Consider the following 18,775-nt stretch of genomic DNA (forward strand, 5'->3'; position numbering starts at 1 on the left):
ATCGTTGGCCGGGCAGCGCGGAACGTGCGGCCTCGTCCGATCCAGGTTCCGTACCGCCGAGATGATGGAGCGCCAGCATGAACCAGCGCGATGACGACCTGAAAACCGCGATCGAGCGCAGCAACCCGAACGGCGTCGAGCCGCCCTTCTCCGAGGACGATCTGCAGCGACAGCAACTCGGGCCGCGCGGCGTGCCCGGGCAACCGGACCCGGCGAAGATGACGCCACAACGCGCCAAGAAGACGCCGGTCGATTCCGGTTCCGGCGGCCACACCGCCTGAACGCCGAAACAAGAAAGGATTCACGATGAGGATCACCAGCTTCAAGGACATGTATGTCGCCGAGCTTCAGGAACTCGCAAGCGTCGAGGAGCAGCTCGCCGTGGCGCTGGCGCGGATGGCGGAGATCGCCTCGCATCCGTCGCTCAAGGATGCGTTCAGCCGCCATCACCGCGAGACCATCGTGCAGGGCGAGCGGTTGAAGTCGCTGCTGCGGATGCACGGGGCCGATCCGCTGGAGCACACCGACCAGGCCATGCAGGCGCTGATCCACGAGACCGCCAAGATGGTTTCGCTGCTGCCCGACGACAATCTGCGCGATGCCGGCCTCGTCGCGTCGGCGCAGAAGCTCGCGCATTACGAGATCGCCGCCTATGGCAGCGCGGCCGCCCTCGCCGGTCAGCTCAATCTGCGCGACGACCAGCGGCTGCTGCACGACAGTCTCGACGAAGAGCGGCACGTCGACACGCTGCTGACGGCGCTCGCCAAGGGCGAGATCAACCAGGACGCCCTCGCCGCGTGACACGGCAGGATGGGTGGCCCGTAGGATGGGTAGAGCGCAGCGAAACCCATCAGCTCATCTCGCGAGCGGCACCACTATGGGTTTCGCGGAGTTCTATCAACGGGCCGCGCCTTGCGCGGCCCCGTTGGCTCTACTCATCCTACGCATCGACGCGCGCGGGAAAAATGCTGCTGCAAATTTCGCGCTTCGCGGAGCTGCTGTCGTTTTTATCTCGCGACTATTGCCCTGCATGGGCCGTTCGATCAGCCTCTCGTGATTGATGCCATGGGGAAGACGAACGATGAGCTTCAGGTTCAAGCAGGTTTTCGCAGACACCCAACAGGCGCTCGGCGCCGAACCGGCGCAGGCGCAGGCCGTGTTCCAGGCGACTTCGCAACTCGGCGACGGCGTCAATAGCCGCGTTGCCGTGCGGCAATTCAACGTCAGCGTCGACGAGCCACCGGCGCTGGGCGGCGAGGACACCGCACCGAACCCGGTCGAGTACATTCTCGCCGCGCTCGGCTCGTGCCAGGAGATCACCTATCGGCTCTATGCCGACGCGCTCGGCATTCCCCTCAACGGCGTGTCCGTCAAGCTGTCGGGCGCCATCGATCTGCGCGGCTTCTTCAGCGTCGATCCAGACGTGCGAGCCGGTTTCCAGCAGATCGAGGCCGAGGTCGCCATCGACAGCCCGGCCTCCGCGGCCGACATCGCCCGGCTGAAGGAAACCGTCGACCGTCATTGCCCCGTGCTGGACATCCTGCGCAACCCGACGCCGGTGGATCTGAAGCTGCGCACCGGACCGCTCAGCGTAGCCGCCTAGCTTCGCGATGTGAGCGTTAACTCACTCTCCACCATGCGCCGAGGCCGGCAGCGGTAACCATAAGGCTTAACAGCGCGTCAACGCTCCCCCAACAAGTCTAACTGTTTCTGATGGGGAGAATGGCCCGTGGACGCATTTGCATTCGAATTTATGGGATTGGCGATGATCGCGCTCTGTCTCGTCGTGCTGGCGATGCCCGCCGCGCGCCGGCCGTCGAAGAACATCCGCTACGAGTGAGAGCCGCGAGAAATAACGCGCTCAAACGTCATCGAATGGCGATATGCTCGCGCTGACGAGTCCCGACCTGGGACGCAAATTGCGGGAATTGACGACGCTTGAACAACACCGACGTCCCGCAGCCCGGCACACCGCCCGCCACCGCGAGCTCGACGCATTCGCCGCTGGAGGTGCTGCTCATCTTCTTCAAGCTCGGCGTCAGCTGCTTCGGCGGCCCGATCGCCCATATCGGCTATTTCCGCGACGAGTTCGTCACCCGCAGGCGCTGGCTTGACGAACAGGCCTATGCGGATCTGGTCGCGCTCTGCCAATTCCTGCCGGGCCCTGCGAGCAGCCAGGTCGGCTTTTCGCTCGGCCTGATGCGCGCCGGGTACCTGGGGGCGCTGGCCGCCTGGACCGGATTCACGCTGCCCTCGGCGATCGCGCTCGTGCTGTTTGCCTTCGGCGCCAGCGGATTGAGTGGCCCGGCGGGTAGCGGCCTGGTGCATGGCCTCAAGCTGGTTGCGGTGGCGATCGTCGCCCAGGCCGTCTGGGGCATGGCGCGCTCGCTCTGCCCCGATCGCGAACGCGCCTCGATCGCGACGGTCGCAGCACTCGTCATCCTCGCCAGTTCGTCGTCGATCGCGCAGATCGGCGCGATCATTCTCGGCGCCATCGCCGGGCTTTGGTTCTGCCGGGCGCAACAGGCCAACGGAGTCACCCATATCGCGATGCCGGTATCGCGCCGCGTTGGCGTCGCGGCGCTGATCCTGTTTGTCGCGCTGTTGGTCGGACTGCCGCTGCTGTCGCGGACATGGCCCGGCCTCGGCCTGTTCGAGGCCTTCTACCGCTCGGGCGCATTGGTGTTCGGCGGCGGCCACGTCGTGTTGCCGCTGCTGCGCGAAGCCGTGGTGACGCCGGGCTGGATCGGCGACGATGCGTTCCTGACCGGCTACGGCGCCGCGCAGGCGGTGCCGGGCCCGCTATTCACCTTTGCCGCCTATCTCGGCGCCGTGATCGGCGGCCTGCCGGGCGCGATCGTCGGCCTCGTCGGCGTCTTCCTGCCGGGACTTCTCGTGCTGCTCGCGGCGCTGCCGTTCTGGGATAGCTTTCGCAAACGGCCGGCGGCGCAGGCGATGGTGCGCGGCGTCAACGCCGCCGTCGTCGGCCTTCTGGGGGCCGCGCTCTACAATCCGGTGTGGACCAGCAGCGTGCACCGTCCGCTCGATTTCGGCATCGCGCTGGCCGGCTTCGTCCTGCTCACGGCATGGCGCGCGCCGCCGCTCGTGGTGGTCGTGCTCAGCGCGGCCGCCGGCATCGCCACGGGGCTCCTGCAATCGTGAACGATCGCGCGGTCGTTTCGCCGGGTGGATTAAGAACGCCTTCATGCCTCGCCGCCACGATAGCGGATATATGCCGAGCGTTTCTAAACAACCGGATCCGACCCGAGTTCCCGTGCTGGACCTGCTGCGGCTCGCCGCGGTCGGGGCCGTGATCCTGTACCATTACGGCTTCTGGGGCGTGGCATCGAACGGCGTGCAAAAGGTGGCGATGCCGTACCTCGCCCCGGTCGCGCAATACGGCTTCCTCGGCGTCCCCGTGTTCTTCGCGATCTCTGGCTTCGTCATCGCCTATTCCGCCGAAGGCCGCACGCCGGTCGGTTTCGCGATCGCCCGCTTCAGCCGGATCTATCCGACCTTCGTCATCTGCATGACGCTGACCTTCCTCGCGACGCTGCTGTTGGGCCACGCGTACTTCCACGTGACGTGGGGGCAATGGCTGACAAACCTGTTCATCGCGGCCCCGATGCTCGGTCAGCCCTACATGGACGACGCCTACTGGTCGCTGGTGATCGAGGTCGTGTTCTACGCCTGGATCGCGCTGTTCCTGACCTGGGGCATCTTTCCGCGGCGCATCGACACGATCATCGTGGCGTGGATCGCAATCACCTTCGCCAACGAGCTGACCCTCGACGTTCCGCTGTTCGAGAAGCTGTTCATGGCCGACGACAGCGGCTTCTTCGCCGTCGGGCTCCTGATCTATGAGCATTACCGCGGACGGCGCGACACCAGGCTCTACAGCCTGCTGACGCTGGCGATCGGCACGGCGACGTTCCAGGCCGTGCACAAGCTGGAGCGGCTCGGCGTCCACACCCATGGCAGCTTCGATCCCCGCGTCGTGACGGTGATCTGCATCGTCTCGCTCGGCATCGTGTTCGCCGCCACTCGCATCAAGTCGGTAGCCCTGCCTGCAGGCCTCGTCAGGGCCGTCGGCGGCATCACCTATCCGCTCTATCTGCTGCATCTGCAGCTCGGCTACGTCATCCTCCTCCTGATCACGCCAACGCCGGACGCGCTGTCGACCGCGCTGGTCGTGACGGGCATGGTGGTGCTGGCATGGCTCGTCTGGCGCTTCCTCGAAGGCCCCGCGCATTATCTCGTCAGGGACAGGCTGACGACGCTGGCCTCGCGGCACGGATGGCCGTCACGCATTCGCGCGAACGAAGCCCGGATCGAACGGGACGACGTTGCCTCGCCAATCGAGGCCAGCAGCATCGCCAACCGCTGATCAATCCGGCGCAAACCGCCGGAACAGCATCCACCCAACGTTGCCGCCCTAGCGAACCTTGGGCCGAAGCGAACACCATCATTCATCTGCGATGCGTGGTGACGACGATCAGGCGTAAGGGGGCGGATGGCGCCGGGGCGCCTCGCTATCCTCAGACCCGCCCGCTCCATTCATGATCTCCGGGCATTTCCATTGCCAGTTCATTCGCAAGCTCGAGTGCTTCCTTGACGTCAGGCGCAAGCAGACCTTCCGTGAATGTTCGGACAACGGGTAGCAGCAGCTCGGCTGCTCGCGCCTGTTTGCCGGAATGTCGCCATAAGCGCGCCAGGCTGACAGCTGACCGTAATTCAAAGGACCGCGCGCTTTGCCTGCGCGCCAGCTCGATCGAGGCGAGGAACATTCGCTCGGCGGATTCAACGGACGATGATCTCGAATCATTGAGCGTCATCTCACCTTGCAGACGATAGATCTCAGCTTCGTAAAAATGCTCTCCCGTTCTTCTCCCGATCGCCAGTGCGCTGTCGAGTTCGTGCAAGGCAGCATCCGGCAAGCCGGCACTTGCATAAGCCTTCGCGAGCAGGCTTCTGAACCAGCAACTGGCTAGCCGGGCGCTCATGCCCTCGTAGCCGTCGATAGCCATTCGCATCTGGTTCAATCCCTCATCGACATTCCCGAGCTCGGTCATCGCCCATCCTCGCAGGATGGTCGTCTGATGCTTCCAATGCAGGAAGCCGTGTTCCGATGAGAGAGCCAGTGCCCTGTTGGTGTAGTCGTGGGTCCCTTCGACATCGCGGAGATGCTGGCAAACGTAAGCGCCGAATGTCAGCGCAAATGACAGCGTGAAGGGGTGGCGAAGGTCTTCCGCTTCCGAAATAGCCTGCTGGCTATATCGGCGCGCCGCGTCAGGACGGCCCAGAAACCACGACACGTACCCGAGATACGAGAGCGAGACGATGCCAGGATGGATGCCATGCGTTGCCGTCAGGGCGCTGTGTAGATCAGGACTGTACAGATTCCTGAAGCGATGAAGGTGATGTTCGGCGGCGACAAACCGCCCGCGGTACAGCATGGTCATCGCGATCGCCCGATGCGCCTCGATCAGATATCCCGTCTGTTGCGTCGCGGACGAACTTTGGTTCGATGCCTCGCGCCTTGCGAACTGCAGGAGCTCCGCGCTCAGCTCATGCGCCCGTGCGAGATCGCCGCGGATGAAGTGGCACACCCAAAGTCCGCGCGTCGCCGCAAAGACCTTCGCCATGTTGCCAAGATTCCGGCCGAGTTCGAGCGCGCGAACATAGTTCTCCTCGACTTCCTGCACGGCGTATCCCTTTGCCGCGATCAGGGCGGTGCCCAGGGCGATGCGAAGCTCAAGCTCGGACTCGTTTCGGCCCTGCATGCCGGGTGAGGCTTGCAGAACCCCGAGCCCACGACGCAAATGACCGATCGCCTCCAGAGTCGCACCCTTCATCGCGGCCTGCTTTCCGGCCTTGAGCCAGAAACCCGCAGCCGGCTCGCTTTGTCCAGACTCGGTCAGGTGGTAGGCGAGAAGCTCCGGTTCGCGCTCGATCTTTTCCGGATATTTTTCGGCCAGCACGCGCGCGATCCTGGCGTGCAGCGTCCGTCTTTCCCTGTGCAACAAGCTTTCATGCGCCGCATTCTGGATCATCACGTGCTTGAACGAGTACAGCGCCTCCGGCAGAAAGCCGAAGCGGACGATCAATCCGGCTGCCTCCAGATGGTTCAGGGCGGCTTCGATCTGGTCCGCCGGCGCTTCGGCAACCTCGCGAAGGATCTCATAAGAAAACTCGCGGCCGATGGTGGCGCCGATCTGCGCGATTTTCTTGAATGATCCCATCCGGTCGAGGCGGGCCATCAGGGAATCGTTCAATGTCGCGGGAATAGCGAGCTGATGCCACGGACCGGACAAGACGTAACGTCCATGTTGCTCAGTCAAGACGTCGGATTCGAGAACGGCCTTGGTCAGCTCTTCAAGGAAGAGCGGCACGCCATCGGTTTTGACAATGATGTCCTCAATCACCTCTCGGGGAAGCTCCTTTTCTCCAGCCACACGTTCGACCAATATCGTGCGGACCTGTCGGCCGAGACGCTTGAGGTTCGCACTGATGGTGTGCGCGTGATCCTTCCAGCCCGGCTGAAACTCCGGACGACAGGTGATCACGACAAGGATCGACGTGGTGCGAACGTTCTCCACCAGCAGATCGAGCACGGCCCGCGAGGTGGGATCGATCCAATGTGCGTCCTCAAAATCGATCAGGAGCGTCTGCTCGCGCGCTTGCGCGAGCAGATGGTTGACGAGCGTGGCGATCGTCGTATCCTTCAGCTGTTGCGGCGAGAGATCCAGGGCCGCGTAGCGGTCCCCGGTGGGAATTGAAAGCAACGCCGCAAGGATCGGCACTACTGTCGCCGCCTCGCCGTTCGAGGCGGCGACACCGGCTTCAAGCTTTGTCAGCCAAAGCGCAGACGCGTTCTCGCCGTCAAGGCCGAGCGCGAATTTGAGATGCTCGATGAATGGGTGAAAAGCGGTGCTGCTGTAATAGGGAGAGCACTGGAACGAAACTTGTCCGTGCTGATCACCAGCGATCCGCTCCCGCAATTCCTGAACGATCCTGGATTTTCCAATTCCCGGCTCGCCCGTCAGCAACACGACCTGCCCCTCATGGGCTTTCGCTTGCTGCCAACGCGTGAGCAGCAACGCCACCTCTTCGGTGCGGTTGACCAGCGGCGTCAATCTGGAGCCCATGGCTGCGGCAAATCGCGTTTCGGCGCGGCAGGGCCGAACCACGAGCCAGGCCTGCGCCTTCGCGGATATCCCCTTCAGCGTGTGAAATCCGAAGTCCTGGTAGTCGAACTTTCCTTTGAGCAGGGATTGCGTCGAAGACGCAATCACGACGCCGTCCGGAGGCGCCAAGGCCTGCAGACGGGCAGCCAGATTTGGCGTCTCGCCGACTGCGGAATCGTGCTCCTCGGTGTCCTGTCCAACCAGGTCTCCGACGACAACAAGGCCGGTCGCAATCCCGATGCGCACACTGGGCTCATGACTTGCAACGTCGCGGGCGTCACTCGCTCTCGCCGACGACAGGCTCCGTACAATTTCGAGCGCCGCGCGCACCGACCGCTCGGCGTCATCCTCATGCGCATTCGGATAGCCGAAATAGACCAGAATGCCGTCCCCGAGGTAGCGGGCCGCGAAGCCTTCGTACCGCTTGACCACGCTGACGCACTTTTCCCTGAAGCTCGCGATCATGTCGCGGACGTCTTCGGGATCGAACTGCTCGGACAGCGAGGTCGATCCGACCATGTCGCAGAACATCACGGTCAGCTGGCGCCGCTCGGCGCTCACCGCTGCGCCTTCCGCGACGCTCCTACCGCCGGCGGGACCTTTTGCCGAACGGGTCAGGGAAGCAACCGCGCGCTGCAAGCGCTTGCGGTCTCCCAGCGGAAGTCCAAGTTCGACCAGATCCTGCTCGGTCAAATCGGGCAGGATGTCCAAACCGATGCGATGCAGGACAAAGAGGTCGCTGTACTGGCCGAGATCAACGGTTTCGAGCCAGTGCTTGAGAGCAGCCTCCATATCGGCGCTTGGCTGTTTCTCCGGCATTGTGATCCGTCCGACTGCGGGCCATTGGCGACAATGGGCCTCGTTCGACGATGCCAAGGGACCTGTTTACCCCAGACTGGACGCGTTCACAAAGTGCGAAAACAAGGAGCAGACCGATCGAAGACGCACTCTGCCCTCGGTCGCTCGGATATTCGAGATAGCGCACACACCGGTATTTTGGCCCTTCGCCGACTGCGATGACGTTCGCCAAGTCTGTAGGCGAAACCAGAGTCGCCCCCTCGGGCGCCACCATCCGACCTCCGGCATGCTCGGCACTCGGCGTGACAAAGGCGCCCGGCGAACGATGGCGTGACGTACGAATTTGCGCGCGGAGCCATTCGATTTTCGCGCCATGACAGGCCCCCCTGCCACTGAGTTGCCCGTCCTGGGTTATCCAGTCGTTGGCAACGCTGCTCAGCGCCGTGACCAGCGATTGCTCGCCAATCCGGCACAGAACACCGCATCAGCGCTGTTGGGGATGGTCTGCGCGAATCATCGGTCGACATCCGGCGAGGTTTGGGTCGCCGGCTCATCGCGATAGCGAAGCCGGCCATAGGCCCTCCGCATCACCATCGTCGTCTTCTCGACGGTTTGACGAGGGTACAGGGTTGCAGCCAGTTTGAGACAGAGATCATCCGCGTGCGTGTCGTCCGAGATAGCCGGCACGACGCTGCGGCACTGCGCGCGACCCAGCACGTAGATGACGGGATTTCTCGTTCGCCAGCACAAGCAGTATTCAGCCGGCGCCGCCGGGTGACCGAACTCCGCCGTCATAGCGGTATCGAACATCCGCTTGAAAGAGCCGCAACCACGATGCGTGTCTCTGACGGCGGTACCCGAGAGATAGATCACCGACGTGCCGGCAACGGCGAGGCGCTGAATGATGAGGTAAGCCACGCATTCACCGCCGTGATGGAGCAGGACAATGCCGTGGTCGGGCTTGAACGGAGAGTGTTCGTGGGACCAGAACTTTTCCTCCGTCAGCCAATTCGTGTCGATGATGCTGTTGATGCTCTCGAGCACTGCATCGCGGCGTTGTTCTGGGACGTTCGGGGCGATTTGAAACAGCTCGCTGGTGACAGCCCCGGGCTGCGTCGCGATCACGATAGCGGCTCCTCGTTGGTCATCGACTTCAGGTTGCTTTGGCAGAGTACGGCACCCATGATCGGCCAGGCAAGCCGGCCCCCGAGAAAGCTCAGCACTCCGGTTGACCCAAATCGCCATCCCGACGGCGCAAGCTCCCGCAGCGGCGCGCCCCCACTACGACTGTCATCGTCCGCGAAAGCGGGCGATCCAGTACGCCGCGGCCTCTCGGTTCGAGCACAACTGTCTCTGGAATACTGGGCGGATTCAACCGGTCGAGCCGGGCGATCAAAGCTGCAAGTGGGGACGCAATGACGGCGCGGTGCGCCTCGTCACCATGACGGGTCGGTTGCAGAAGTCCGCAAATGTCACAGCCCCAAGCGTGGCGACGCATGACTTCGGAATAATGGAAAAATATCGCTGATTTGCCCGACGTGTCAAGTTGCCGTGTCGAACACCGCTAGCTGTCGGCTCCTTTGCATGGGGTTGTTTTCGATATTTTGGTCGTGCGTCCCGGCGCCAGCGGGCTATCGCCTGTGGCGCTCAGCCCCCGTTCGTCATGCCCGGTCAAGCCGGGCGGTGACACCGAAGATGGCGGACGACCGACGAACTGCCGGCACGACCAGGCCGAAAACACCCTCGAATCACGCCCAATCAATTCAAAAACGGCCCGTCCCTCACCCCGCGCAGGGCCAAAATCCCTGCAAGACCCTTGACATAGCTGCCCTTTCGGCAGAACGCGTGTGGTCAAGCCGTTATGGACACTTCATGGATTTGATTAGCACGACCTCCGACCTCGCCGCCGCCTGCGACCGGCTCGCCAAACACAAGGTCATCACTGTCGACACCGAGTTCCTGCGGGAGACGACCTACTATCCGCTGCTCTGCGTCGTGCAGATGGCGAGCGCGGAAGAAGCGGTCGTGGTCGACGCGCTGGCACCCGGCATCGACCTCAAGCCGTTCTTCGACCTGATGTCGAACGAGGCCGTGCTCAAGGTATTCCACGCCGCGCGGCAGGACATCGAAATCGTCTGGCACCTGTCCGGCACGATCCCGCATCCGATCTTCGACACCCAGGTCGCCGCCATGGTGCTCGGCTATGGCGACAGCATCGCCTACGACCAGCTCGTCGACCGCGTCACCGGCCACCGCCCCGACAAGACCCATCGCTTCACCGACTGGTCGCGCCGGCCGCTGACCGACGAGCAGCTCCACTACGCCGTCTCCGACGTGACCCATCTGCGCGAAGTGTTCGCAGCCCTCGATGCCGATCTGAAGAAGCGCGACCGCAGTGACTGGGTCAGCGAGGAGATGGAGGTCCTGACCTCGCCGAAGACCTACGACTTCCATCCCGAGCGCGCTTGGGAGCGGCTCAAGACCCGCGTGCGTAAGCCGCGCGAGCTCGCGGTGCTGATCGAGGTCGCGGCCTGGCGCGAGCAGGAGGCGCAGAGCCGCGACGTGCCGCGTTCACGCGTGCTCAAGGACGATGCGGTCGGCGATATCGCCACCCATGCGCCGACCTCGCTGGAGAAGCTCGGCAATCTGCGCTCGCTGCCGAAGGGCTTTGAGCGCTCGAAATGGGGCGCCGACATCATTGCTGCCGTGCAGCGCGGGCTCGCCCGCGACCAGGCCATGCTGCCCAAGCTGGAGAAGCCGAGAAACAATTCCAACGGCGCGGCGACCGTCGAGCTGTTGAAGGTGCTGCTGCGCATGACCTCGGAGCGCCACGGCGTCGCCAGCAAGGTGATCGCCACCGTCGACGACCTCGAGCAGATCGCGGCCAGCGATCAGGCCGAGGTCGGCGCCCTGCACGGCTGGCGCCGCGAACTGTTCGGCGAGGCCGCGCTCAAGCTCAAGCACGGCCAGCTCGCGCTGGCGATCGACAAGGGCCGCGTGGTGCGGGTGGACCGGGGTTAGCGCGTCCGCCTGATGCGCGCCAGGTTCCACCGGCAGTCGGCCAGTGGCCGAACGCGTTGCCCCGGAGTTCGACCGGCACAGGCTGAGGTTGCGTCACGCAAAACCACCGCGCTTGCTAAGGCGCAATTTTCGTGTTGCAATCCGTTCACAATCGGATTTGCGGCCGTTCGACTGTGCGTTTCGCGACGTTGATATCCAAGGCTTCGATGTACAGGGCCTCGAGAGGCGAAACTTCGGACTTGAAGACTTTGGATCTGACGACCCGGGAAGTGAACAGACAGCGCAAAGTCCGCTTGTGGCGTGGCACGTGGAAAACGTGGCCGCGTCTTTTTTATGTCTAAACTGGGAGAGAGACGATGCCGAAGGGTACCGTCAAATGGTTCAACCCGACCAAAGGTTACGGGTTCATCAAGCCAGCCGTCGGCGACAAGGACGTGTTCGTCCACATCTCGGCGGTCGAGCGCGCGGGCCTCAGCACATTGAACGAGAACCAGTCCGTCGAGTACGAGCTGGTGGAGAACCGCGGCAAGGCGTCGGCAGAGAACCTCAAGGTTCACTGAACGCCGCTGCCAGCGGAATTCATCCTGATGCCTCCCCCGGCCGCATCACCCCGGGGGATGTCTCCTGCAACCGCGCGCTAAGGCGCCGGCGCGATCAGGGTATGGTCGGTTGCGCCGCTGCCCAGGGTCCTGCAGAGATCGCCTTCGAGCTTGAGCCGGCCGCTCGCCAGCAGCCGCAGCGCCTCCGGATAGATGCGATGCTCGATGGTGATCACGCGCGCGGCGAGCGTCTCGGCGGTGTCGTCGTCAGCGACCGTGACCGCGCCCTGCATCACGATCGGTCCGGCGTCGGTCTCCGGGATCACGAAATGCACCGTCGCTCCGGACAGCTTGACCCCTGCACGCAACGCCTGGCCGTGCGGATCGAGACCCGGAAAGCAAGGCAGCAGCGAGGGATGGATGTTGAGCATCCGCCCGTACCAGTGCCGCGCGAACTCGGCGGTGAACAGCCGCATGAAGCCGCCGAGGCAGATCAACTCGACCTGCCTGTCATCGAGCGCGCGCTGCAGCACGGCCTCGAAGCCGGCGCGGTCCTTGCCGAACGGCTTGCTCTCGATGACGATGGTCGCAATGCCGCTGGCGGCCGCCTTCTCGAGCCCGGCGGCATCGGCGCGGTTCGAGATCACGGCCACGATCTCGGCTGGGAAATCCGCAGCCTTCGCAGCCTCGATCAGCGCGGCCATGTTGGAGCCGCGGCCGGAGATCAGGATGGCGACGCGGCGCTTCATCGCGAGAGATCGAGATGACCGTTATAGATCACGCGATGCTCGCCTTTGGCCTCGATCACCTCGCCGAGCAACGTCACGGTCTCGCCGCCGGCGGTGAACGCCTCGGTCACGGCGTCGACCGCATCAGCCTTGACGATCGCGATCATGCCGATGCCGCAGTTGAAGGTGCGCAGCAGTTCGAGTTCGGCGATGCCGCCCTGCTCGGCCAGCCATTTGAACACCGGGAGCACCGGCAGCCGCGCCAGATCGATGCCGACGCCGAGATGCTTCGGCAGCACGCGCGGAATGTTGTCGGTGAAGCCGCCGCCGGTGATGTGGGCGAGCCCCTTCACCGCGCCGGTGTCGCGGATCGCGCGCAGGCAGGATTTCACATAGAGCCTGGTCGGCGTCAGCAGCGCTGCGCCAAGCGTCATGACCGGCGCGAACGGCGCCGGCGCGTCATAGGCAACGCCGGACTGCTCGACGATCTTGCGCACCAGCGAATAGCCGTTGGAGTGCACGCCGGAGGAAGCCAGCCCGATCACGGCATCGCCCGCCGCGATATCCGCGGTCGGCAGCAGCGTGCCGCGCTCGGCCGCGCCGACCGCGAAGCCGCCGAGGTCGTAATCGCCGTCCTTGTAGAGGCCGGGCATCTCCGCGGTTTCGCCGCCGATCAGCGCGCAGCCGGATTCGCGGCAGCCCTCGGCGATACCAGCGACGATCTGCGCGGTGGCCTCCGGGTGCAGCTTGCCGCAGGCGAAATAGTCGAGGAAGAACAGCGGTTCCGCGCCCTGCACGACGAGGTCGTTGACCGACATCGCGACCAGATCGATGCCGATACCGCCATGAATGCCGGTCTCGATCGCGATCTTCAGCTTGGTGCCGACGCCATCGGTCGCGGCCACCAGGACCGGATCCTTGAAGCCGGCGGCCTTGAGGTCGAACAGCCCGCCGAAACCGCCGATCTCTGCGTCCGCGCCAGGCCGCGCGGTGGCCCGCACCATCGGCTTGATCAGATCGACCAGTCGATTGCCGGCGTCGATATCGACACCCGAATCCGCGTAAGTGAGCCCGTTTTTGCGCTCGGTCATGCCCAATTCCAGATGATCAGGGGCTGGTTACGAGGAATTCCGCCCCCGCGCAATGGCTCGCGGCGCTGCCGCCGCGATACTATGTAGATAACACAAGGCGGCTGCGCAAAAGAGCCGGATATCGAGTAAAATCAGGCTTCTAGCCGGGAAGCGATCCAAGTTGAGCATTCCGAACATCATCACCCTCGGCCGCATCATCCTGGTGCCGGTGATCGTCTGGGCCATCGTGTCCAGCCAGATGGAGATTGCGTTCGCGATCTTCGTGATCGCCGGCGTCTCGGACGCGGTCGACGGTTTCCTCGCCAAGCGCTTCAACATGACGAGCGAGCTCGGCGCCCTGCTCGATCCGCTCGCCGACAAGGCGCTCCTGGTGTCGATCTATGTCGCGCTCGGAATCTGGGGCGCGGTGCCGCGCTGGATCGTGATTCTCGTGGTGTCACGCGACATCATGATCGTCTCCGCCGTGATTGTGTCATGGTTGTTCGACAAGCCGGTCGAGATGAAGCCGCTGATGGTGTCGAAGCTGAACACGGTGGCGCAGGTCGCGTTCGCAGCGCTGGTGCTGGCCTCGCTCGGCTTCGGCTTTCAGCCACATCCTTACGACCTGATCCTGATGGGCCTGGTCACGATCTTTACTTTGGGTTCGGTGTCCCTCTATCTCGTGGAGTGGGTGCGGCACATGAGCACCATCGAAGCTCGGTAGGCGGGATCCGGAAAAGTGGAAGCCGGTTTTCCCGCGACAAACGCGACGCGTTTGCGCATGGCTAAAATGAAGTGGTTTGGAGACCTGCGTGGCCAGTAGCGTTCAACCTCGTCAATTGGCCTTGGCCCTGCCGCACGAGGAGAAGCTGACCCGCGACGATTTCCTCGAGGGCCCAGCCAATGAGGCGGCGCTGGCGCTGATCGACGGCTGGCCAGACTGGCCGAACCGAATCATGCTGCTGGTCGGGCCTGGCGGCTCCGGCAAAAGCCACCTCGCCGCGATCTGGGCCGAGAGCGCCGGCGCGCGCTCGACCGCGGCGCATGCGCTGACGGCCGACACGGTGCCGACCGCGCTTGCGACCGGCGCGCTGGTGGTCGAGGATCTGAGACCGTCGGATTTCGACGAGCGCGCGATGTTTCATCTGATGAATCTGGCGCGCCAGGACGATGCCTACGTGCTGATCACGGCGCGCATTCCGCCCTCGGCGTTCGAGATCGAATTGCGCGACCTGCGGTCGCGGCTCCGCGCGGTGCCGACCGTGACGCTGCTGCCGCCGGACGACCAGCTGTTCCGCGGCCTGATCGTCAAGTTCTGCGCCGACCGCCAGATGAGCGTGGACGAACCGCTGGTCAGCTATCTGAGCAACCGGATCGAGCGTTCCTACGTTGCCGTCCGGCAAGCGGTCGAGCTCCTGGATACCGAGGCACTCCGGCTCGGCCGTCCGGTCACGCGGGCGCTGGCGGCGGAGCTGTTGCGCGATGCCTGATCCATCCCCGCGGCTTGACGGCGCAGGCGAGCGGAACATCAATGTCATCGAAACGTCATCGCAATATCACATGGTCTCTGCGGCTCTCGGCTACACCGCCCCGGCCCCTGCCCTGAATTGGACCAGCACTTTATGGACTCGGCACAAGCTACTGAAATCAAAGAAAAAGAGGCGGAATTTCCCGCCATTCCCGCAATCGCGACCAGCCCCGAACGCTTCATCAACCGGGAGCTCTCCTGGCTGCACTTCAACCGGCGGGTGCTCGAGGAATCGGTCAATCTCGGCCATCCCGTGCTGGAGCGGGTCCGCTTCCTGTCGATTTCGGCGAATAACCTCGACGAGTTCTTCATGGTCCGTGTCGCCGGCATCAAGGCGCAGGTCCGCGAGGGCATTACCGAGCGCAGCCCGGACGGCCTGCTGCCGGCCGATCAACTCGTGATGATCAACAAGACCGTCTCGCAGCTCGCCTCCGACCAGCAGGCGATCTGGAGCGACCTGCGGGATATCCTGGCCAAGGTCGGCATCCAGCTGGTCGACGGCCGCGACGTCACCAAGTCCGAGCGCAGCTGGATCGAGGATCACTTCCTCCACAGCATCTTCCCGCTGCTGACGCCGCTGGCGATCGACCCGGCGCATCCCTTCCCGTTCATCCCGAATCTCGGCTTCACGGTGGCGCTGCAATTGTCGCGGATCTCCGACGGCAAGGCGATGAACGCGCTGATCCGCATGCCCGGCAAGATCGACCGCTTCATCCGCATCCCCTCCACCAAGGAAGGCGCGCCGGCGCGGCTGATCACGCTGGAGCAGGCCACCGGTCTCTTCATCGGCCGCCTGTTCCCCGGCTACACGGTCAAGGGCCAGGGCGCATTCCGCATCATCAGAGACTCCGAACTCGAAATCGAGGAAGAGGCCGAAGACCTCGTTCGCCTGTTCGAGACCGCGCTCAAGCGGCGACGCCGCGGGTCGGTGATCCGGCTTGAGATCGAGGCCACGATGCCAGAGGAGCTGCGCATCTTCGTGCAGCACGCCTTGTCGGCCGCAGACGACGAAGTGATCCTGGTCGACGGCGTGCTGGCGATGAACGAGCTGTCGCAGCTCACCCGCCTCAATCGCCCCGACCTCGAATTCCCGCCCTATGTGCCGCGCCACCCCGAGCGGGTGCGCGATCATGGCGGCGATATCTTCGCCGCCATCCGCCAGAAGGACCTCGTGGTCCATCACCCCTACGAATCCTTCGACGTCGTGGTGCAGTTCCTGCAGCAGGCGGCACGCGATCCCGACGTGGTCGCGATCAAGCAGACGCTCTATCGCACCTCGAACAATTCGCCGATCGTGCGCGCGCTGGCGGAAGCCGCCGAGGCCGGCAAGTCGGTGACCGCGCTGATCGAGCTGAAGGCGCGCTTCGACGAGGAAGCCAACATCCGCTGGGCCCGCGACCTCGAACGCGCCGGCGTGCAGGTGGTCTACGGCTTCATCGAATTGAAGACGCATGCCAAGCTGTCGATGGTGGTGCGCCGCGAGGGCGGCAATCTCACGACCTATGTGCACACCGGCACCGGCAACTATCACCCGGTCACCGCGCGCATCTACACCGACCTCTCCTACTTCACCTCGGATCCGATCATCGGCCGCGACGTCGCGCGGGTCTTCAACTACATCACCGGCTATGCCGAGCCGAGCGACATCGAGAAGATGGCGGTGTCGCCGCTGACGCTGCGCAAGCGGATCATCGAGCACATCCATGGCGAGATCGCGCACGTCAAGCACGGCCGGCCCGGCGCGGTCTGGATGAAGATGAATGCGCTGGTCGATCCCGATATCATCGACGCGCTGTACGAGGCCTCGCAGGCCGGCGTCTCGGTCGAGCTCGTGGTGCGCGGCATCTGCTGCCTGCGGCCGGGGCTGCCGGGACTGTCGGAGAACATCCGCGTCAAATCGGTGATCGGCCGGTTCCTGGAACACGGCCGAATCTATTGCTTCGGCATGGGTCAGGGCCTGCCGAGCACAAAAGCTGCTGTGTATATCTCGTCCGCCGACATGATGCCGCGGAACCTCGACCGCCGCGTCGAGGTTCTCTGTCCGCTGCAAAATCCCACGGTGCATCAGCAGGTTCTCGAACAGATCATGGTCGCGAACCTGAAGGACACCGAGCAAAGCTGGCAATTGTTGCCGGATGGGTCGTCAACGCGTATGAAGGCCGCGAAAGGCGAAGAGCCCTTCAATCTGCATGACTACTTCATGACAAATCCGAGTCTGTCCGGCCGTGGTAAGTCTCTCAAGGAATCTTCACCGCGCCGTCTCACGCGTCGCAACGAGCGTCAGCAGCCATCGTCTTAAGGGGGCCTTACGGTGAAGCGGCCGCGGAAGCGCGCTTCCAGCGTCGCTGTCATCGATATCGGCTCGAACTCGGTTCGTCTCGTGGTCTACGAGGCGATGGCGCGCAGCCTCATCACCATCTTCAACGAGAAGGCGCTGTGCGGACTCGGGCGCGAGGTGCAGAGCACCGGCCTGCTCGCAACCGATGCCGTCAACAAGGCGCTCACCGCGCTGCGCCGTTTTCGCGCGCTGTGCAAGATCCAGCAAGTCGGCCGCGTCTACGCGATCGCAACCGCGGCCTGCCGCGACGCCAAGAACGGTCCGGACTTCATCGCCAAGGCCGAGCGCATCTGCGGCGCCAAGATCGAGATCCTCACCGGACCGCGTGAAGCGAAGCTGTCCGCGCTCGGCGTCGTCTCGGGCGTGCACAATCCGAACGGCATCGTCGGCGATCTCGGCGGCGGCTCGCTTGAACTAATCGATGTCAAGGGCAGCCGCGTGCGCAGCGGCGTGACGTTGCCGCTCGGCAGCCTCGCGCTGCAGGACCTCTCCAACAAATCGCTCAAGCGCGCCGAGCGCATCGTCAAGAACGAGCTGCTCGGCGTCGCCCAGCTCAAGACCGGGCGTGGCCGTACCTTCTACGCGGTCGGCGGCACCTGGCGTGCGCTGGCGCGCATTCACATCATCCAGAGCGGCTACCCGCTCAAGGTGATGCACGGCTATTCGATCCCGGCGGCCGACGCACTCGACTTCGCGCAGCGGCTGCGACGGCTGGCGGCCACCAACATGCTGGCCAATATCGAGTCGGTCGCCGACGCGCGGCGGCCGCTATTGGCCTATGCCGCGCTCGTGCTCGAATACATCATCCGCGTGGCCCAGCCGAAGACCATCGTGTTCTCGACCTTCGGCGTACGCGAGGGCCTGCTCTACGAGATGCTGCCGCAGGCCGAACGCGCCAAGGACGGACTGCTGTGCGCCGCGCAGAACCTCAACGAATTGCTGTCGCGCTCGGCCCGCCACGCCCAGGAGCTGACGGCGTGGACCGACCGGCTGGTGCGCGTCGTCAGGCTGCGCGAGACCGAGGAAGACCGCAGGCTGCGGCACGTCGCGTGCCTGCTCTCCGACATCGGCTGGCGGGTGCATCCCGATCATCGCGGCGAGGAAACCCTCAGCCTGATCATGAACGGCAATTTCGGCTCGATCACGCATCAGGGCCGCGCCTTCGTCGCGCTCTCGGTGTTCTATCGCTACGCCGGGCTCAGCGAGGAAAACGAGCCGCCGCCGCAGATCCGCGCGCTGGTGACGCCGGCGATGGACGAGCGCGCCCGCGTGCTCGGCGCCGCATTTCGCGTCGCGCATCTGATCACGGCGGCGCGCACCGGCGTGCTGCCGGCAACCCATTTCCGCACCCAGGGCCGCAAGCTGATGCTGGTGTTCGAGCACCGGATGGTGGATCTGGTCGCCGACCGCGTCGGCAGCCGCTTCAAGCAATTGGCGCGGCTGGTCGGGCGCGCCGGCTCGATCGTGCGGCGCTAGGGCATGATCCGGAAAAGTGCGAAGCGGTTTTCCCTCGCGACAAACGCGGCATGCGTTTGCGCGGAGATCATGCTCAAACAACGAGCTCGA

15 protein-coding genes are annotated in these 18,775 nt (G+C 64.2%); 11 read left to right on the top strand and 4 right to left on the bottom strand.

Going from position 1 to position 18,775, the window contains the following annotated elements:
* Positions 1-77 precede the first annotated feature (77 nt).
* The 5 genes from J2R78_RS38550 (at position 78) to J2R78_RS38570 (ending at position 4,387) form a co-directional block, all read left to right on the top strand.
* On the top strand, positions 78-281 hold the full coding sequence (locus J2R78_RS38550) for a hypothetical protein (RefSeq protein WP_253590428.1): 204 nt from the start codon (positions 78-80) through the stop codon (positions 279-281).
* A 25-nt stretch (positions 282-306) separates the two neighbouring features.
* Complete coding sequence (locus tag J2R78_RS38555; RefSeq protein ID WP_028344824.1) at positions 307-801, top strand: ferritin-like domain-containing protein; 495 nt, start codon at positions 307-309, stop codon at positions 799-801.
* 280 nt (positions 802-1,081) lie between these two features.
* Positions 1,082-1,603 (top strand): OsmC family protein, encoded by a 522-nt coding sequence (locus tag J2R78_RS38560; RefSeq protein WP_076832005.1) that lies wholly within the window; start codon positions 1,082-1,084, stop codon positions 1,601-1,603.
* 335 nt (positions 1,604-1,938) lie between these two features.
* A complete protein-coding gene (gene chrA, locus J2R78_RS38565; RefSeq protein WP_253608905.1) occupies positions 1,939-3,162 on the top strand; it encodes a chromate efflux transporter in 1,224 nt (407 codons plus the stop codon).
* A gap of 112 nt (positions 3,163-3,274) precedes the next feature.
* Positions 3,275-4,387 (top strand): acyltransferase, encoded by a 1,113-nt coding sequence (locus tag J2R78_RS38570; protein ID WP_253608906.1) that lies wholly within the window; start codon positions 3,275-3,277, stop codon positions 4,385-4,387.
* Between the two features lie 151 nt (positions 4,388-4,538).
* Here the strand turns inward: J2R78_RS38570 and J2R78_RS38575 are convergent, their stop codons facing one another.
* Together J2R78_RS38575 and J2R78_RS38580 are read right to left on the bottom strand one after the other, a co-directional pair.
* A complete protein-coding gene (locus tag J2R78_RS38575; protein WP_253608907.1) occupies positions 4,539-8,006 on the bottom strand; it encodes an AAA family ATPase in 3,468 nt (1,155 codons plus the stop codon).
* A 492-nt stretch (positions 8,007-8,498) separates the two neighbouring features.
* The gene (locus J2R78_RS38580) at positions 8,499-9,110 is read right to left on the bottom strand and encodes a GNAT family N-acetyltransferase (protein ID WP_253608908.1); all 612 of its coding nucleotides are present in this window, start codon (positions 9,108-9,110) and stop codon (positions 8,499-8,501) included.
* A gap of 747 nt (positions 9,111-9,857) precedes the next feature.
* Between J2R78_RS38580 and rnd the strand changes: the two genes are divergently transcribed.
* Together rnd and J2R78_RS38590 are read left to right on the top strand one after the other, a co-directional pair.
* Entirely contained in the window at positions 9,858-11,006 is a 1,149-nt protein-coding gene (gene rnd / locus J2R78_RS38585; protein ID WP_092086435.1) for a ribonuclease D, read from the top strand.
* 356 nt (positions 11,007-11,362) lie between these two features.
* Positions 11,363-11,566 (top strand): cold-shock protein, encoded by a 204-nt coding sequence (locus J2R78_RS38590; protein ID WP_016847412.1) that lies wholly within the window; start codon positions 11,363-11,365, stop codon positions 11,564-11,566.
* Positions 11,567-11,643: 77 nt separating this feature from the next.
* On the opposite strand, the gene purN is transcribed toward J2R78_RS38590, so the two are convergent.
* Positions 11,644-12,294 (bottom strand): phosphoribosylglycinamide formyltransferase, encoded by a 651-nt coding sequence (purN, locus tag J2R78_RS38595; RefSeq protein ID WP_253608909.1) that lies wholly within the window; start codon positions 12,292-12,294, stop codon positions 11,644-11,646.
* Positions 12,291-13,364: a phosphoribosylformylglycinamidine cyclo-ligase gene (gene purM / locus J2R78_RS38600; RefSeq protein WP_253608910.1), complete on the bottom strand. Its 1,074-nt coding sequence runs from the start codon at positions 13,362-13,364 to the stop codon at positions 12,291-12,293. The genes purN and purM overlap by 4 nt, the downstream gene beginning before the upstream one ends.
* A 160-nt stretch (positions 13,365-13,524) precedes the next feature.
* Between purM and J2R78_RS38605 the strand changes: the two genes are divergently transcribed.
* From J2R78_RS38605 to ppx, 4 genes are all read left to right on the top strand, one after another.
* Positions 13,525-14,067, top strand: a complete 543-nt coding sequence (locus tag J2R78_RS38605) for a CDP-alcohol phosphatidyltransferase family protein (protein WP_028332358.1) — start codon at positions 13,525-13,527, stop codon at positions 14,065-14,067.
* An 88-nt stretch (positions 14,068-14,155) separates the two neighbouring features.
* Positions 14,156-14,833: a DnaA ATPase domain-containing protein gene (locus tag J2R78_RS38610; RefSeq protein ID WP_253608911.1), complete on the top strand. Its 678-nt coding sequence runs from the start codon at positions 14,156-14,158 to the stop codon at positions 14,831-14,833.
* Between the two features lie 132 nt (positions 14,834-14,965).
* Complete coding sequence (locus J2R78_RS38615) at positions 14,966-17,170, top strand: RNA degradosome polyphosphate kinase (RefSeq protein ID WP_076831991.1); 2,205 nt, start codon at positions 14,966-14,968, stop codon at positions 17,168-17,170.
* A gap of 12 nt (positions 17,171-17,182) precedes the next feature.
* On the top strand, positions 17,183-18,685 hold the full coding sequence (ppx, locus tag J2R78_RS38620; protein WP_225159070.1) for an exopolyphosphatase: 1,503 nt from the start codon (positions 17,183-17,185) through the stop codon (positions 18,683-18,685).
* Positions 18,686-18,775 lie beyond the last annotated feature (90 nt).

Origin of the sequence: Bradyrhizobium sp. USDA 4538 (assembly GCF_024171045.1) — a bacterium.
Taxonomy (GTDB): domain Bacteria; phylum Pseudomonadota; class Alphaproteobacteria; order Rhizobiales; family Xanthobacteraceae; genus Bradyrhizobium; species Bradyrhizobium australafricanum.

Excerpts from the sequence above, each read along its gene's own strand:
- J2R78_RS38550 (WP_253590428.1), top strand. The coding sequence starts at position 78 with ATGAACCAGCGCGATGACGACCTGAAAACCGCGATCGAGCGCAGCAAC.
- J2R78_RS38555 (WP_028344824.1), top strand. The coding sequence starts at position 307 with ATGAGGATCACCAGCTTCAAGGACATGTATGTCGCCGAGCTTCAGGAA.
- J2R78_RS38560 (WP_076832005.1), top strand. The coding sequence starts at position 1,082 with ATGAGCTTCAGGTTCAAGCAGGTTTTCGCAGACACCCAACAGGCGCTC.
- J2R78_RS38575 (WP_253608907.1), bottom strand. The coding sequence starts at position 8,006 with ATGCCGGAGAAACAGCCAAGCGCCGATATGGAGGCTGCTCTCAAGCAC.
- rnd (WP_092086435.1), top strand. The coding sequence starts at position 9,858 with ATGGATTTGATTAGCACGACCTCCGACCTCGCCGCCGCCTGCGACCGG.
- J2R78_RS38590 (WP_016847412.1), top strand. The coding sequence starts at position 11,363 with ATGCCGAAGGGTACCGTCAAATGGTTCAACCCGACCAAAGGTTACGGG.
- purN (WP_253608909.1), bottom strand. The coding sequence starts at position 12,294 with ATGAAGCGCCGCGTCGCCATCCTGATCTCCGGCCGCGGCTCCAACATG.
- purM (WP_253608910.1), bottom strand. The coding sequence starts at position 13,364 with ATGACCGAGCGCAAAAACGGGCTCACTTACGCGGATTCGGGTGTCGAT.
- J2R78_RS38615 (WP_076831991.1), top strand. The coding sequence starts at position 14,966 with ATGGACTCGGCACAAGCTACTGAAATCAAAGAAAAAGAGGCGGAATTT.